This window comes from Pelagovum sp. HNIBRBA483 (assembly GCF_040931995.1).
In the GTDB taxonomy this organism is placed as follows: Bacteria; Pseudomonadota; Alphaproteobacteria; order Rhodobacterales; family Rhodobacteraceae; genus JAEPMR01.
Window position 1 is genome coordinate 2,423,222 of sequence record NZ_CP162412.1, and the last position, 15,302, is coordinate 2,438,523.

Annotated in this window: 13 protein-coding genes; 3 read left to right on the forward strand and 10 right to left on the reverse strand. The window is 56.8% G+C overall.

Going from position 1 to position 15,302, the window contains the following annotated elements; all coding sequences use genetic code 11:
* Positions 1 to 68: 68 nt before the first annotated feature.
* Genes AB1E42_RS11920 through AB1E42_RS11930 form a run of 3 tightly spaced genes read left to right on the forward strand, consistent with a single transcriptional unit; the run spans position 69 to position 2,360 of the window.
* A complete protein-coding gene (locus tag AB1E42_RS11920; protein ID WP_368344453.1) occupies positions 69 to 554 on the forward strand; it encodes a carbonic anhydrase in 486 nt (161 codons plus the stop codon).
* A complete protein-coding gene (gene glp, locus AB1E42_RS11925; protein ID WP_368344454.1) occupies positions 551 to 1,822 on the forward strand; it encodes a gephyrin-like molybdotransferase Glp in 1,272 nt (423 codons plus the stop codon). The genes AB1E42_RS11920 and glp overlap by 4 nt, the downstream gene beginning before the upstream one ends.
* A 19-nt stretch (positions 1,823 to 1,841) precedes the next feature.
* Complete coding sequence (locus AB1E42_RS11930; protein ID WP_368344455.1) at positions 1,842 to 2,360, forward strand: DUF2478 domain-containing protein; 519 nt, start codon at positions 1,842 to 1,844, stop codon at positions 2,358 to 2,360.
* A gap of 596 nt (positions 2,361 to 2,956) precedes the next feature.
* Here AB1E42_RS11930 and AB1E42_RS11935 read toward each other — a convergent pair.
* The 10 genes from AB1E42_RS11935 to AB1E42_RS11980 all read right to left on the reverse strand — a co-directional run bounded on the left by AB1E42_RS11935 (position 2,957) and on the right by AB1E42_RS11980 (position 15,293).
* Positions 2,957 to 4,381 (reverse strand): amidase, encoded by a 1,425-nt coding sequence (locus AB1E42_RS11935; RefSeq protein WP_368344456.1) that lies wholly within the window; start codon positions 4,379 to 4,381, stop codon positions 2,957 to 2,959.
* A gap of 859 nt (positions 4,382 to 5,240) precedes the next feature.
* A complete protein-coding gene (locus AB1E42_RS11940) occupies positions 5,241 to 5,453 on the reverse strand; it encodes a hypothetical protein (RefSeq protein WP_368344457.1) in 213 nt (70 codons plus the stop codon).
* A gap of 282 nt (positions 5,454 to 5,735) precedes the next feature.
* Positions 5,736 to 5,969, reverse strand: a complete 234-nt coding sequence (locus AB1E42_RS11945) for an XdhC family protein (RefSeq protein ID WP_368344458.1) — start codon at positions 5,967 to 5,969, stop codon at positions 5,736 to 5,738.
* A gap of 36 nt (positions 5,970 to 6,005) precedes the next feature.
* Positions 6,006 to 6,686, reverse strand: coding sequence for an XdhC family protein (locus AB1E42_RS11950; protein WP_368344459.1), 681 nt, complete (start codon positions 6,684 to 6,686; stop codon positions 6,006 to 6,008).
* Between the two features lie 47 nt (positions 6,687 to 6,733).
* Positions 6,734 to 7,159: a BLUF domain-containing protein gene (locus tag AB1E42_RS11955; RefSeq protein WP_368344460.1), complete on the reverse strand. Its 426-nt coding sequence runs from the start codon at positions 7,157 to 7,159 to the stop codon at positions 6,734 to 6,736.
* 2 nt (positions 7,160 to 7,161) lie between these two features.
* Positions 7,162 to 8,787 carry a phosphoenolpyruvate carboxykinase (ATP) gene (locus AB1E42_RS11960; RefSeq protein ID WP_368344461.1) on the reverse strand — a complete coding sequence of 542 codons (1,626 nt, stop codon included), beginning with the start codon at positions 8,785 to 8,787 and terminating at the stop codon, positions 7,162 to 7,164.
* Positions 8,788 to 9,074: 287 nt separating this feature from the next.
* Positions 9,075 to 10,508 (reverse strand): NAD(P)(+) transhydrogenase (Re/Si-specific) subunit beta, encoded by a 1,434-nt coding sequence (locus AB1E42_RS11965; protein ID WP_368344114.1) that lies wholly within the window; start codon positions 10,506 to 10,508, stop codon positions 9,075 to 9,077.
* A gap of 15 nt (positions 10,509 to 10,523) precedes the next feature.
* Positions 10,524 to 12,104, reverse strand: coding sequence for a Re/Si-specific NAD(P)(+) transhydrogenase subunit alpha (locus tag AB1E42_RS11970; protein ID WP_368344462.1), 1,581 nt, complete (start codon positions 12,102 to 12,104; stop codon positions 10,524 to 10,526).
* 21 nt (positions 12,105 to 12,125) lie between these two features.
* Positions 12,126 to 13,844 (reverse strand): IlvD/Edd family dehydratase, encoded by a 1,719-nt coding sequence (locus AB1E42_RS11975; protein ID WP_368344463.1) that lies wholly within the window; start codon positions 13,842 to 13,844, stop codon positions 12,126 to 12,128.
* A 6-nt stretch (positions 13,845 to 13,850) separates the two neighbouring features.
* The gene (locus AB1E42_RS11980; protein WP_368344464.1) at positions 13,851 to 15,293 is read right to left on the reverse strand and encodes an NAD-dependent succinate-semialdehyde dehydrogenase; all 1,443 of its coding nucleotides are present in this window, start codon (positions 15,291 to 15,293) and stop codon (positions 13,851 to 13,853) included.
* Positions 15,294 to 15,302 lie beyond the last annotated feature (9 nt).

The window sequence follows — 15,302 nt, forward strand, 5'->3', positions numbered from 1 at the left end:
GCTATTTTGCACGTCTGGCCACACGGCAATCGCCTGAATTCTTCTGGATCGGCTGTTCTGACAGCCGGGTGCCTGCCAATGTCGTCGCAGGTCTCGATCCAGGCGAGGTGTTTGTGCACCGCAACGTGGCAAATGTTATCCATACGTCGGATATGAATATGCTTTCGGCGCTGGAGTTTGCCGTAGATGCGCTCAAGATCCGCGAGATAATCGTATGCGGTCACTACGGGTGCGGCGGGGTCAAGGCAGCGACCGAAGACCTGCCCCACGGCTTGGCGGACCACTGGCTCGTACCGATCCGGCGTCTTACCCGGGCCTATGCCGTCGATTTGGCACAACAGGGCGATGACGAGGCACGAAGAGACAAGCTCGCGGAACTGAATGTGGTGGAGGGCGTCCGCCGGGTAGCTGAGACGCCCATTCTTCAACGGGCCTGGCGGGAACGTGTCAGCATCCGTATCCATGGGCTGATCTATGGCCTGAAAGACGGACGGCTTCGCGATCTGGACTGCACGGTTGGCCCGGGCCATTTTCATGCGGAGGCCGCGCAATGACCGTCATCCAAAAGATCGAAAGCAGCGGTTTCGGGTGTGACGATCTCGTGCGTCAGGGTTCACTGATCAGTATTGATGAGGGGTTGGCTCGGATTGCCCGCCTGACAAAGGCTGTTCCTGAAACCGAGCATGTCCCGCTAGCGCAAGCCGCAGGGCGGGTGCTTTCAAAATCTGTGCGGTCGCTGGGAATGGTTCCTCCTTTTGATAATGCTGCCATGGACGGGTACGCAATCAATACGGGCGACCTATCTGGTGAAGGGCCGTGGGAATTGACAGTCGTAGGGCGCGTTGCAGCAGGGCATGTCCCGAACAACACGCTCAAGCGCGGGAGTGCGATACAGATCTTTACAGGCGCGCCTCTTCCAGACGGTGCAAACGCAGTCGTAATGCAGGAGCAGGTTTTGTGCACTAGCACCCATGTCCGTTTGCACGATGTCGTTAAACGGGGCGCTCATGTTCGCCGCGCCGGCGAAGACATGGCGAGGGGAAAGACGATAGCTCCGGCGGGACGCCTCCTCACTCCGCGAGACATCGCGGCCTGCGCGGCCGCCGGACACGCCGAGGTGTGCGTCACACGACGCGTCCGCGTAGCCCTCGTGGTCACCGGGGATGAGGTCGCCCAGCAAGGTGAGGCGAGGGGCACCGCTGCGATATGGGATGTGAATACGCCGATGCTCCGCGCCGCGCTGGCGACGCCTGACATTGAGCTGTACAGCGTCCAAGTTGCATTCGACACGCTCCCCGCGCTGCGCGAACAACTGGACGCTCTGTCGCAAGAGGTGGACCTGATCGTTACGACTGGTGGCATATCGGTCGGCGAAGAAGACCATGTGAAGCCAGCCTTGGCTGGGCTTTTCGCCAAAATTGCCTTTAGCGGCGTCGCGTTAAAGCCCGGCAAGCCAGTGTCGTTTGGACATGTTGGGCGAGCGGTCTGGCTTGGACTGCCCGGTAATCCACTGTCTGCTTTCGTGACGTGGCAAATCTTCGGTTCAGCCCTTTGCAGGTCCCTCAGCGGACAAGCGCAAAGGCCCGTCCGCCGACGACATGTGGTATTGCAACATACGCTTCATCATAAACCGGGCCGATGTGAGCTACGGCTGGCGCGCCTGACGGGCTTTGACAGCGCGGGACGAGAAATCGCTGAATTCGCGGAGGCAACTCATTCGGGTAGGGTGTCACTGCTTCCTGAAATGGACGGTTTGCTTTTCATTCCTGCCGATACCGAGGAATTGCCCTGTGGTGCATTGGTGGAGTTTCACCCTTTCTGAAGGACAAGGACAACAAGATATGAAGATCGCTTACACAATGGCTCCAGGCAGGGGAGATACCGACCTTCTGCTTTCACGGCTGGCCGATACGCTCGCTTCGCAAGGCTACACAACCTGCGGCACAGTTCAGATCAATACAGATCGCGCAAATGGCCCGTGCGACATGGATGTGCAGGTCTTGCCAGACGGTCCGGTTCTGCGCATTTCACAAGATCTTGGATTAGGCTCTAAGGGATGCAGGCTGGACCCCGCTGCGTTGGAGACCGCCGTCGGCCTGGCGGAGGCGCGACTTGATCCAAATGTGGACCTCTTGATCATCAACAAGTTCGGCAAGCATGAAGCCGATGGTCGCGGCTTCAGAACCATCATTGCCACAGCGCTGGAGCTTGAAATTCCAGTGATCGTGGGGGTCAACGATCTCAATATGGCAGCATTTAGAGAATTTGCTGGCACAGAAGCCGTTCAGTTAGAGCCATCGAAAGCGCAAATTCTTGAGTGGTTAGCTATGGTAATGAGAACTAAGCAGGATGTTGCTTGAGTGATCCTAGTACCCGCTAAGTGCATTCCTCAGAGTGTGAGGACGGCTTTGATTTAGCGCAAGACGGATTCGGGATTTGAGAATTGTACGATGCGGTGAAAAAGGACGTACAGTTTTGCCTGTTTCAACCGGGTACAACTATGAGCTGGCAGCGGGTTCTGTGATTTGTTCGCCTTTGGAGGATTGGATATACTGTTCGTCCCAATCAAGGCTGCCGCCACTGTAGGTGCGCAAATTGTGTACAATCCAAAGTGAAGGTCCGCAAACGCATGAAAGCGGCCTCCTGAGCAAGCGCAGCGAATTCACCCTTTGTCCGCATGGCGGACCTCAGCCAAGCGTGCAGCGAAAGTCCGCAATCCGCCCTTCACGACCAAGTCACCTGCCGGCCCGAAGCGGACATTCGACTAGGTGAAAATCCAGCTTTCCAGATTCCCGAAGCCGGACCTTGGTGCAACTTGCAGCATTTGACGACCTGTGTATGACTGCAACGCGGGACAAAGCTACCATTCGGCAAGATTGATGCGAGGGCTGCTTTGGGTAGAGGGCTACGTTCGCTCAGTAAATGCGGCAGTCATATTCAGTATCCACCACTTCGATCATAAAGCGGGACGATCTTCTGTGCGCCGGTACCAACCTCCGACTGCGTTTTCAAATGCACTCGCAGCCTGAAATGCGACTTCATCGCGATAGGCAGGGGCCACAATCTGCATTCCCGTTGGAACTCCGTTTCCCGCAAACCCGGTTGGAAGCGAAATGACGGGACAGCGGCTCAGCATGTTGAATGGGGTCGTCATCGCCCATCCGAGAAACGATCCAACTTCCTTGCCGTTGATCTCAATTCGATCCTGAGATGGATCAAACGTCGCATCAACTGCGGGTAGGGCGGTCGTCGGACATATCAGGCAATCGAATTCCTCTAGCAGCAATCCGAGTCTCCGATAGGCTTGCCCCGCAGTTTTGAGACTGTTGAGATAGTTAAGAGGGCTGGACGATTGCGATTGTTCCGCGAAATCGCGGCAATAGGTCGTCATCAGGTCAGCACTCTCTTTCAACTCGGTCGACAGGGACGCGCCAAAAAGGTGTTTCAGATAAGCGATAACGCCTTCGCTCACTTCGGGCCCCCAACCGATATCGACCTCCTCGACTTTTGCGCCCAGATCGCGGAATACCTGTGCTGCAGTTAGTGTATTTCGACGTACGTCCTCATCCACCTCGAAACTGCCCAAATCCATCGACAATGCGATCTTCCACCCCTTGATGCCGGGGTAGTTCATCGGCAGCGTCAGTTTGGGGTAAAGTGTTGCAATGTCTTCGGGATGCGGACCGCACATGACGTTTTGCAGAAGCGCCGCATCCGCGACCGAACGCGCCAAAGGACCAGTATGATTGTACATATCCAAGTTGAAAGGTGGTGTCTGCGGCGTCCGCCCATAGGTTGGTTTGTACCCGACGAGCCCACAGCAGGATGCCGGAACTCGTATCGACCCCCCAATATCCGTGCCAGTGGCCAATGAACACGCGCCTGAAGCCAGCGCAGCGGCGGCGCCGCCGGAAGACCCACCCGGTGTTTTCTCTGTGTTCCAGGGGTTGCGCGTCACGCCCCAAAGCCGCGACCAAGTGATGAGCGCGCAACAAAATTCGGGCGTCGTGGTGAAAGCGTGCGCAATCGCCCCCTCGGCGAGAATACGTTCATTTGCAGGGGATGTCGCGTCAGCCACGAAATCCTTCAGGATCAGAGAACCACATGTTGACGGCTTGCCCGCAATCTGGGTTTCGTCCTTGATGGCGACAGGCAACCCGTCGAGGCACCCGGAAGGCTCACCCTTGGACCATCGCGCCTCGGATTGCCGTGCCAGTTCGCGCGCTTCATCAAAATGTGTATGTGCAAATGCATTGACTGTCTTGGAAGTCGCTTCAGCGCGGGTGATCTGCGCTTCCAACAGCTCAACTGGTGATAACGATTTTTGGGAAAATCGTGCCAGAGCCTCGGTCGCTGTCACATAAAGTAACTCGTCAGACATTTGATGTTCCTTGTCGGTGACAGGATCGTTGTGAACATACGAGGCACTCAATAATGGGTCCAAAATCAGATAATACAGCCCCCTCCAAAATCAGATAATGTAGCCCCCTAAGCCAGAAAGTTATCAAAGTTCTTAGGCAATGTCAGCTTGGCGCTTTCATTGCGGAAATTCGTGCGATCTATAGCATCGGTCAAATTGGGCTCCAGGCAGCCGTTCGCTGCACTCGGCTCGAACGTCGGCTCCAGGAATTTCGGGCAGCTAAATCATGATGCCCCATAGATCAGGTTCAGTATCGCTTCCCTGTTAGTTCCAAAAAATTCACTGATATCGGAACGGAATTTCCCTGTTAACGAACTTAGGGAAATCGTGGCTAAACCACTGTTTTCTCACCCACAATCAAGGCGACGGGCTCGAATATTGGCAAAATCGGCAGTTTTTCCCTGTATTTTCCCTGTTATCAGGGAAATTTCGGCCAGACTGGCTAGCGTGAGACTGCGTGCACAGCCAGCATTTCCCCTTAAACCATAACGTTCGCACCTAACTTGGTATCAAGCCACAAGTTCAAAAGCCTGCGCGAGATATCGTTTTGTGCGGATTGGATAGCGAAGCGATTACGACTCTGACATAGCCCAAAATCTGCAGTCCGCTTTCGGCGGTGGCAGTGTGCAGTTCTATGATGCTGTTGTGATGCGATAACGATCAGCTGCTGAATTTCTTTTCTGCGCTGGTGATGAGGTACCGCCCACAAATGCGATAGCTAGAGCGTCACGAGCAGCTTGCGTCGCGCGGAGCAGTCTGTTGGCAGATCATATCGCTTGTCCGCCTGCCCGGCTGAACTCATGAAAAGCAAGGTAACGGATTATACCCGCTGCAAAAAATGGGGAACGATGTCTTTGCGCGTCAAACCAATTTCCGCAAGTTCCGCATCGCTCGCACTAAGAAGACGTTCCATTTTGCGAACGCGCAAAATGTCTCCAGACAGTCGGGACAACCCCCTGAAAATCGCAGGAATAAGGCCAACCAGCCCAGACAAGAAAGCATTCCAATTTATTGCCATCTGGACGTAGGTCATGTTGAATACTCCTTGGAAATCAAGACACTGTCGATGCACGGCACATATCTCGGTATTCTCCGTTTATCCACACATAAGACAGCAATGCAGCATTGCAGCATACGCAGAGCTACTGGATAGAAACGGCGCAGCCAGAAATCTGCCTTCATGGTTGCCGAAAGCGCCTAATTCGGAAGACCTTTTTCCGTTCTTGGCAATCTGCATGGGCGCCGGCGCAACCTGATACGGGCGAAAATCAGCGTTCAGTGAATACAGTCAGTCGCACTAAAAACGAGAACAAATTCAATGCTTCGTTGAATGTTGGGTATTCATCGCGACTGCCAGCACCTCGGCCAGAACAGATACAGCGAGTGTTCTTGCATCACGGGCAGAAGGTATGAGCCCGATCGGCCCGCGCAATCGCTCCAGCGTCTCTCCTGCGATACCCATACTCGCCAACATTTCTCTGCGAGCATCCTGCGCTTTCTTACTTCCCTGCGCACCGACATAGAATGCTGGCGTCGCCAACGCTTCCACCAAAATTGGCGGTTCCCAGTCGTGATCATGGAAGAACTACACGATCGCCGTCCTGTGATCGACCGCCAAATCTTGGGGGTAGTTTTTTCCGGTTAACAGGTGCGTGTCACAGCCAGCGAGATCGCCCGCTCCCAAAGTCTCATCATCAGGTGAAAGCAGCAAATTCTCATAGCCGAGTGTTTGAACCAACGCCGCAAACTGTCCTGCTTCGGGGCCTTTGCCGAATACAAAGAACTTCAATTCCGGTCCGATGCGAATGCGAAGAATATTTTTGTCCAGACCGGACTTTACGCTATCCGTCAGTTCCATCCTTCCTGTGTTCACCTCGATTTCAAGCGTTATTCCTCGGCGCTGGCTTTGGTGTTCTTTTAGGTTTTCCAGTACCTCCAAATCGGGGTTTGGAACCAAGAGGATCTTCAGCCCTCCTCCACAAGGCAGCTGGATATCCATGAACGGGGAATCTTTGCCATATGCCACAAAACGTGGCTCACCGTCCGAGCGTGCTTCCAAAGCATGAAGCGCGATATCCGCTTCAACGCAGCCTGATGACAGGGTTCCCACCCATTCCTTGCGCCCAAGCACTGCCATCATTGCACCAACAGGGCGATAGGATGGCCCAGAGGTTTCAGCAATCACCGCCAAAACAGCGCCCCCGCCCGCGGCCACAAGAGCGGAGACAGGATCATGTCGTGAGTGAACAGCCGAAATACCCGCCATCTACCTGCTAAACTGCCTCGATATCGCTTGGCAAAACAATCAGCACCTCAGTAAAATCCGCGTAGAAGCTCCACCGCTTCTGGCATCTCATTGGCCTTGAGGTTTTCCCAAAAACTCTCAGTCTCAATTTCAGCGAACCCGGGCAATGCTTCGAGGTCTTTGGCTTCGACGTTTCTGAAGCCCATCGACCAATTTGGGAACATTCTGTCCGTCTGTTTGCCTTCGGCCAACGTGACAATGGTATGATGGCGTCGATCCTCGGAAATCCTATCCCAAAGAGCGTTCAGGACATCATCGGGCCCCTCGATAGCCTGAATGAAATAGCCTTTATCGAAGTCATCGCTGTACCTGTACAGCAACAGCCCAGTTATCCCTTCATTGGAGTTTCGAGCGCGGCTTTTCTCGAGGAGCTCCTTCAGAGCCAACTTTGAAAAAGGCGCTTTTGCCTGGCTGACATAAACAATGTATTTCATCCTCACGCCCTTTCGACTTCAAAAACGTCAACACGTCTCGCCTGCGAGATCTTTGACAATGGGAATGACAGGCCCATTTCAGCCAACTTCGGCTCAATCCTTGATCTAAGCTCCACCGCCGCCAGTTCAAATGCCGATTTGTCCTGCCAATTTTCGTATGGATCGAGATAGGGCCTTGCTTCGGCAGGTCCGTCACATGGGATCTGCACGCCCCAGACCTGATCCGTTTTGAACTCGCCCGCCTCAAGCGACCCATCGATCGCGGCACCCAAAAGGCTGCGCGTAACTGTTATGGGCATCCTTTTGCCCGTTTCCACGCCGCCGCCGCTCCAGCCGGTATTCACCAACCAAACCTGCGCGCCCGAATGCTCCAGCTTGGCCTCGAAGAGGTCAGCATAGACAGCCGGATCGCGGGTCAGGAACGGCGCTCCGAAACAGGTCGAAAAGGTAGGCTCCGGTTTCCCAACGCCCCGCTCGGTTCCGGCAACCTTGGATGTGAACCCCAGCAGGAATAAGGCGCGTGCCTCAACGGGCGACAATTTCGCAACGGGGGGCGTCACTCCGAAGGCGTCACATGTCAGCAGGAAAATGTGCCGCGGTTCACCTCCACGCGATGTGGAGCTCGCATTTTTCAGGTGATCGAGAGGATAGGCCGCGCGCGTGTTTTCAGTAATTGTATCGTCATCCAGTAATAGCGTCCGGCTTTGATCGTCCATTACGACGTTTTCAAGCACCGTCCCAAAGGAATGCACCGCGCCCCAGATATCCGGCTCCGATTGTTGCGACAGGCGGATAGTCTTGGCATAGCACCCCCCCTCAAAATTGAAGACACCGCCGTCAGACCAGCCGTGTTCGTCATCGCCAATCAATTTCCGTGTTGGATCGGCTGAAAGCGTTGTCTTGCCTGTGCCGGAAAGTCCGAAGAAAAGCGCCGTATCGCGCGGGTCATGCAGCGCATGGTTAGCGGAACAGTGCATCGGTAGAATGCCCCGAGATGGGTACAAGTGGTTGAGAATGGTAAAGGCCGATTTCTTGTTCTCACCCGAGTATTCGGTTCCCGCGATCAGAACGAGCTTTTGCTCGAAACTGAGTGCCACGACAGTCTCGCTCCGAGTCCCATGCCGCTCAGGATCGGCAAGAAAACCCGGAAGGTTGATGATCGTGAAGTCCGGCACATAGGTCTGCAACTCTGCCTGCGAAGGACGACGCAGCATATGACGCAGGAACAGCGCATGCCATGTGAATTCCGCGATCAACCGAATACCGACCGCGTTCGCCGGATCGGCGCCGCAAACCAGATCCTGAACTTCGACGTCCCGATCTCCCAGATAAGCCAACATGTCGGTCTTTAGTGTTTCGAAATTCGATGGGGTCATGGCTCGGTTGCCTTCCCACCAAATCTCCGCCTGCGTCGACGGCTCGGACACGATGTGTTTGTCCTTAGGCGAGCGGCCCGTGTACTTCCCTGTGTTCACAACCAGCGCGCCAGTCTCGGAAAGACGGCCCTCACCCTTCATCAGGGCGGTTTCCAGCAGCGCCGCAGTCCCGGCGTTATAGCGCGCGGACCGCGCTGCGTATCCCTGCGCCTGCAAGCTCCAGCTCAAATTGCGCACCCCCTCATCAAGCATAGCTTACTCCCACTTCTTGGCTCTGTCCGAGCTCTATTTTGGGATGGATCAATTGGCATGATCCGAGTGTGTGCCCAATCCGCGTTGGCGATATTTTCAGCACCTGCCGGATCGGCTGAATCAGAGGCCGAACACCCGCGAACCCAAGGCCAAAATAGAAATACAGCCCCCAGAGATCCCCAAGGATCAACCACTCTTCACTTTTCTCAGAGATCATTCTCATTTTTCGGGTCCTTACGGGCACCCACACTTTTTCGCGCAGGTACCCTTACTCTTCGCCCTGCCCGTTAACTGATTTTTGTCAGCAGGGTATCGAGGCTTGCTTTGGCATCGCCGTAGAACATGCGCGTGTTTTCTTTGTAGAAGAGCGGGTTTTCGATGCCCGAATAGCCCGTGCCCTGTCCCCGCTTGGAGACGAACACCTGCTTGGCCTTCCAGCATTCCAGCACCGGCATACCCGCGATGGGGCTGTTCGGGTCTTCTTGTGCCGCAGGGTTCACGATGTCGTTGGAGCCGATCACGATGGCCACGTCCGTTTCAGGGAAGTCCTCGTTGATCTCGTCCATCTCCATCACGATGTCATAGGGCACCTTCGCTTCCGCCAACAGCACGTTCATATGCCCCGGCAAGCGCCCCGCAACGGGGTGAATGGCAAAGCGCACGTTCTTGCCCTTGGCCCGCAGGCGGCGGGTCAGTTCCGCCACGTTCTGTTGCGCCTGCGCCACCGCCATACCGTAGCCCGGGATGATGATCACGCTGTCGGCCTCGTCCAGAGCCTGCGCCACACCATCCGCCTCGATCGCGATCTGCTCGCCCTCGACCTCCATCGCCGGCCCCGCAGCGCCGCCAAAGCCCCCGAGGATCACGCTGATGAACGACCGGTTCATCGCCTTACACATGATGTAGCTGAGGATCGCGCCCGACGAACCGACCAAGGCACCCACAACGATCAGCAGGTCGTTGCCGAGGCTGAAGCCAATCGCCGCCGCGGCCCACCCCGAATAGGAGTTCAGCATCGACACAACCACCGGCATGTCCGCGCCGCCGATCCCCATGATCAGGTGATAGCCGATGAACAGCGCCGCCGCCGTCAGGATCAACAGGGGCAGCATCGCGCCCGCGTTCAGATACCACACAAGGCACACGACCGAGAGCAAAGCCGCCGCCGCATTCAGCAGATGCCCGCCCGGCAGCTTTGTCGCAGCCGAGTTCACCTTGCCCGCCAGCTTGCCATAGGCAATCACCGAGCCGGTGAAGGTCACCGCACCGATCCAGATGCCCAGCGACAACTCGATCTTCAGGATCGCGATCTCAATCGGCTCTTTCTTGGCGACCAACAGCGCAAACGCGCCCTCAACGCCTTCGCCCGCAGCCTTCGCCGCTTCAACGAGGTTAATGGTCATCTCGGCATTGAAGCCCACGAACACCGCCGCAAGGCCCACCAGCGAGTGCATCGCCGCCACCAGCTGCGGCATCTCGGTCATCTGCACCCGCATCGCCACATAATAGCCGATCAGGCCACCCGCTGCGATCAGCACCAGCGACAGAAGCCACAGCCCCGCCCCCGGTCCAACCAGCGTCGCAAAGACCGCAATCGCCATCCCCACGATGCCGTACCACACCGCGCGTTTCGCGCTTTCCTGCCCAGACAATCCCCCCAGCGAGAGGATGAACAGAACACCGGCAACGACATAGGCTGCCATGGTAAACGAATTTTCCATTGTTCTGGCTCCCCCTTAAGATTTCTGGAACATGGCGAGCATGCGCCGGGTGACAAGGAAGCCACCAAAGATGTTGATACCCGCCATAAAGACCGAGATGGCCGCCAACAGGATCACGAGGAACCCGCCCGATCCGATCTGGATCAAGGCGCCCAGAATGATGATCGACGAGATCGCGTTCGTCACCGCCATCAGCGGTGTGTGCAGCGAATGCGCGACGTTCCAGATCACCTGGAAGCCGATGAACACCGACAGAACGAACACGATGAAGTGCTGCATGAAGCTCGCCGGCATATCCGGGATCAGCCCCACGCCAAGGATCAGCGCCGCGCCGATGGCCAGCAGCGTCACCTGGTTCTTGGTCTGCGCCTTGAAGGCCGCAGCTTCCGCCGCGCGCTTCTCCTCCGGCGTCAGCTCCTTGGCCGCTTCCTTCTTCGGAGCAGCCGCAATCGCCTGCACCTTCGGCGGTGGTGGCGGGAAGGTGATCTCCCCCTCATGGGTGATCGTGGCACCACGGATCACGTCATCGTCCATATTGTGGTTCGGCGTGCCGTCCTTCTCGGGCGTCAGGTCCGTCATCATATGGCGGATGTTCGTCGCATAGAGCGTCGAGGCCTGCTGCGCCATCCGGCTGGGGAAGTCGGTATAGCCGATGATGATCACGCCGTTATCGGTCACGATCCGCTCGTCGGCCTTGGTCAGCTTGCAGTTGCCGCCCCGCTCTGCCGCCAGATCGACGATCACCGACCCCGGCTTCATCGCCTGCACCATGTCCTCGGTCCACAGCTCCGGCGCCTCGCGGTTCGGGATCAGCGCGGTGGTGATGACGATATCCATTTCAGGGGCCAACTCGCGGAACTTCGCCAGCTGCGCCTCACGGAATTCCGGCGAGGAAACAGAGGCATAGCCGCCGCTGGCAGATCCATCCTGCTGTTCTTCCTCGAAATCGAGATAGACGAACTCAGCGCCCATCGATTCCACCTGCTCGGCCACTTCCGGCCGCACGTCGAAGGCATAGGTCATCGCGCCCAGCGAGGTCGATGTCCCGATCGCCGCCAGACCGGCCACACCAGCGCCCACGATCAGCACCTTCGCCGGCGGCACCTTGCCCGCCGCCGTCACCTGCCCGGTGAAGAACCGGCCAAAGTTGTTGCCCGCCTCGATCACCGCGCGATAGCCCGCGATATTCGCCATCGAGGACAGCGCATCCATCTTCTGCGCGCGGCTGATGCGCGGCACCATGTCCATCGCAATCACGCTCGCGCCCTTCGAACGCGCCAACTCCATCAGCGCCTCGTTCGACGCAGGATAGAAAAACGAAATCAAAGTCTGACCCTTCGTCAGACGCTTGGCCTCCGTCTCCGAAGGCGGACGCACCTTCGCAACGATGTCGGCCTGGCCCCACAACTCGGCAGCGCTGGTCACAACGGTGACACCGGCCTCTTCATAGGTGGCGTCAGAGAAACCGGCCCGCGCTCCTGCTCCGGTTTCAACCAGGCACTCATAGCCCAGTTTTTGAAGTTGGCGCGCCGAGTCCGGCGTCATTCCGACCCGCGCCTCCCCTTCGTAGATCTCTTTTGGTGTCCCGATTTTCATCCGTCGTTACCCTTTTTTAGCTCACTTTTTCAGCGGGTTAGGCTGCAAAATCGCGAAATCGCAGCCTTCGTCCGCCTGAAGAACCTGTTCGGCATAAAGCCGGTCGTACCCGCGTCGCGTGTCGGCCGGTTCATTGTCGGAAGTCCATTGCGCGCGGCGTCGATCAAGTTCCGCCTCGTCCACCAGGAGTTCGATGCTCTTGTTCTTGACCGACAGTCGAATTCGGTCACCGTTCTGGACCAATCCCAAGACTCCGCCGGTCGAGCTTTCGGGCGCGACGTGAAGCACGATCGTCCCGAAGGCTGTGCCAGACATCCTCGCATCCGAGATGCGCACCATATCCTTGACACCTTTGGAGCTGAGTTTCCGGGGGATCGGCAGATAACCGGCCTCAGGCATACCGGAGGCACTCTTCGGACCTGCATTTTGCAAGACCATGAAATCATCCTCGGTAATATCAAGATCAGGGTCGTCCACACGGTTGGCCAGGTCCTCAAGAGAACTGAACACCACCGCACGGCCTTCTTTCTCGAACAACCGCTCGTCCGCAGCGGACCGTTTCAGGATGGCGCCACGCGGCGCGATATTGCCAAAGAGCGCGACGAGGCCGCCCTGTGGCTCCAGCGGCTCAGTCGCACTGGAAATGATGCGCCGATCCACATATCCCGGATCCTGTTCCAGACGGTCACCCAAGGTTTCGCCCGTCACCGAGAGCGTATCCAAGTGCAGAAGCGGTTTGAGTTCACGAAGAACAGCCCCCATTCCGCCCGCATAGAAGAAATCTTCCATATAGGCAGAGCCAACCGGCTTCAGATTGACCAGCACAGGGGTCGTGTCGGACAACTCATTCATACGGTCCAGAGAGATGCGTATCCCAAGCCGTCCGGCGATGGCCGTGAGGTGGATGATTGCATTCGTGGACCCCCCCAACGCCAGCAGGACGCGAAGCGCGTTTTCGACGGATTTTTCAGTGATCAACTGGCTTGGCCGGATCGGATTTGTGACCATCCGCGCCGCAGCCAAACCCGACGCCTCGCCTGCGCGCAATCGGTCGGCATTAACGGCAGGGATGGCGGCCGTGCCCGGCAAAGACATACCGAGTGTCTCGGCTATACAGGCCATTGTCGAGGCTGTCCCCATGACAGCGCATGTGCCGGCAGTCGTGGCGAGACGCCCCTCGATCTGGCTAATTTCATCACCAGAGACTTCGCCCGCGCGGTACTTGCCCCAGAACCGGCGACAATCCGTGCAGGCGCCCAAGCGCTCTTCGCCGTGCCGCGATGTCATCATTGGCCCGGCAACAAGCTGAACCGCCGGAAGATCCGCAGAAGCCGCGCCCATCAACTGGGCAGGCACGGTCTTGTCGCATCCCCCCATCAGCACGACCGCATCCATTGGCTGAGCGCGGATCATTTCCTCCGTGTCCATCGACATAAGATTGCGAAATTTCAGGCTGGTTGGGCTGAGATAGACTTCGCCAAGCGAGATCGTCGGAAATTCAACCGGCAAACCGCCGCCCAGAAGCACCCCGCGCTTCACCGCTTCAAGCAGTTCAGGGAAATGCCGATGGCAGCTATTGAAGCCCGAAAAACTGTTCGCGATACCGACGATAGGCTTTTTCAGAACGTCTTGTGAATAGCCCATCGACGCTGCGAAAGACCGTCGAAGGTAGACCGAAAAATCTCTGTCACCATAATTGGTCAGGCCCCTTGCGAAGCCTTGTTCATTGTCGTCTGTCATATCTTCTTATCCCGCGAGTTTCATCTTGACGTATTTCGGATCCAAGTAATCGTGCATCCCAAGGCTCCCGCCCTCGCGGCCCATGCCGCTTTCCTTGACCCCGCCAAACGGAGCCTCAGCGGTTGCGAGAAGCATCTCGTTCACCCCGACCATACCCAGTTCGAGATCTTCATAGGCGCGGGTTGCAGTGGTCAAGTTGTTGGAGAACACATACCCCGCCAACCCGAATGGCAGCGAATTGGCGCGCGCGATCACCTCATCATAATCTGTGAATGTGGTAATCGGCGCGATCGGACCAAATGGTTCCTCGGTCATCACCAGCGCATCGTCCGGCACGCGCCCCAGAACGGTGGGCTCCACGAAATACCCCTTGTTGAATCCGGCTGGACGTTTCCCCCCGGCCAACAATTCCGCGCCGCGATCCAATGCATCTTGGGTCATTTTCTGAATGGTTTCCAGCCCGCGCTTGTTCGCCATTGGGCCGATTTGCACGCCATCGTCCAATCCGCGCCCGATCTTGAGTGAATTGGCGATTTCCGCGAAACGAGAGGCGAACTTCTCGTAACTATTTTCATGAACGTAGAATCTGGTTGGCGAAATACAAACCTGACCGCAATTGCGGAATTTTGTAGGCGCACATATTTCGGCTGCTTTCTCAGCGTCGAAATCGTCAAACACCAGAACAGGGCCGTGGCCTCCCAATTCCATCGACACCTTCTTGACCCCCTCCGCAGCAAGCGAAAGGATTTGTTTGCCGACAGGAACAGAGCCCGTCACGCTGACCTTTCGCACGATGGGAGAGCGGATGAGTTTTTCAGCAATTTGGCCCGAATTGCCGGTCAACATATTCACGACCCCAGGCGGAATGCCCGCATCATGGCAGGCCTGTATCAGAGCAGCACATGAAGCTGGTGTTTCACCTGCGGGCTTGATGATGATCGCGCAACCGGCCCCAAGAGCGGCTGCAATCTTTCTGGCCGGCAACAATGCCGGAAAATTCCATGCTGAAAAGGCCGCAACGACGCCAACAGGTTGATATATCACCGCCATGCGGCTGTCGCTGGTGCGCGCTTCGATGATCTGGCCATAAATACGTTTGGTTTCTTCCGAATACCATTCGAACTGGTCGGCCGCAGCGCCGGTTTCGCCCATGGACTCGGCCAATGGCTTGCCGGTTTCCAACGACATAAGCCTTGCGATCTCACTCTGCCTCTCGCGTATCAGATCAGCAACTTTGCGGATCTTTGCCGCTCGGTCCCATGTCCCGGTTTTGCGCCAAACATCAAAGCCGTCTTTTGCCGCTGAAAGCGCCCGATTGATGTCGTCATCTGCGGCGACGGCGATCGAACCAATCACATCTTCCGATGCCGGACACGTCACCGGCTTGGTCGCACCGTCCGAAGCATTGCACCAGTCGCCATTGATGAAGAGTTCAATATTCTCATACATTGATGCCGC

Excerpts from the sequence above, each read along its gene's own strand:
- glp (WP_368344454.1), top strand. The coding sequence starts at position 551 with ATGACCGTCATCCAAAAGATCGAAAGCAGCGGTTTCGGGTGTGACGAT.
- AB1E42_RS11930 (WP_368344455.1), top strand. The coding sequence starts at position 1,842 with ATGAAGATCGCTTACACAATGGCTCCAGGCAGGGGAGATACCGACCTT.
- AB1E42_RS11935 (WP_368344456.1), bottom strand. The coding sequence starts at position 4,381 with ATGTCTGACGAGTTACTTTATGTGACAGCGACCGAGGCTCTGGCACGA.
- AB1E42_RS11940 (WP_368344457.1), bottom strand. The coding sequence starts at position 5,453 with ATGACCTACGTCCAGATGGCAATAAATTGGAATGCTTTCTTGTCTGGG.
- AB1E42_RS11950 (WP_368344459.1), bottom strand. The coding sequence starts at position 6,686 with ATGGCGGGTATTTCGGCTGTTCACTCACGACATGATCCTGTCTCCGCT.
- AB1E42_RS11955 (WP_368344460.1), bottom strand. The coding sequence starts at position 7,159 with ATGAAATACATTGTTTATGTCAGCCAGGCAAAAGCGCCTTTTTCAAAG.
- AB1E42_RS11960 (WP_368344461.1), bottom strand. The coding sequence starts at position 8,787 with ATGCTTGATGAGGGGGTGCGCAATTTGAGCTGGAGCTTGCAGGCGCAG.
- AB1E42_RS11965 (WP_368344114.1), bottom strand. The coding sequence starts at position 10,508 with ATGGAAAATTCGTTTACCATGGCAGCCTATGTCGTTGCCGGTGTTCTG.
- AB1E42_RS11970 (WP_368344462.1), bottom strand. The coding sequence starts at position 12,104 with ATGAAAATCGGGACACCAAAAGAGATCTACGAAGGGGAGGCGCGGGTC.
- AB1E42_RS11975 (WP_368344463.1), bottom strand. The coding sequence starts at position 13,844 with ATGACAGACGACAATGAACAAGGCTTCGCAAGGGGCCTGACCAATTAT.
- AB1E42_RS11980 (WP_368344464.1), bottom strand. The coding sequence starts at position 15,293 with ATGTATGAGAATATTGAACTCTTCATCAATGGCGACTGGTGCAATGCT.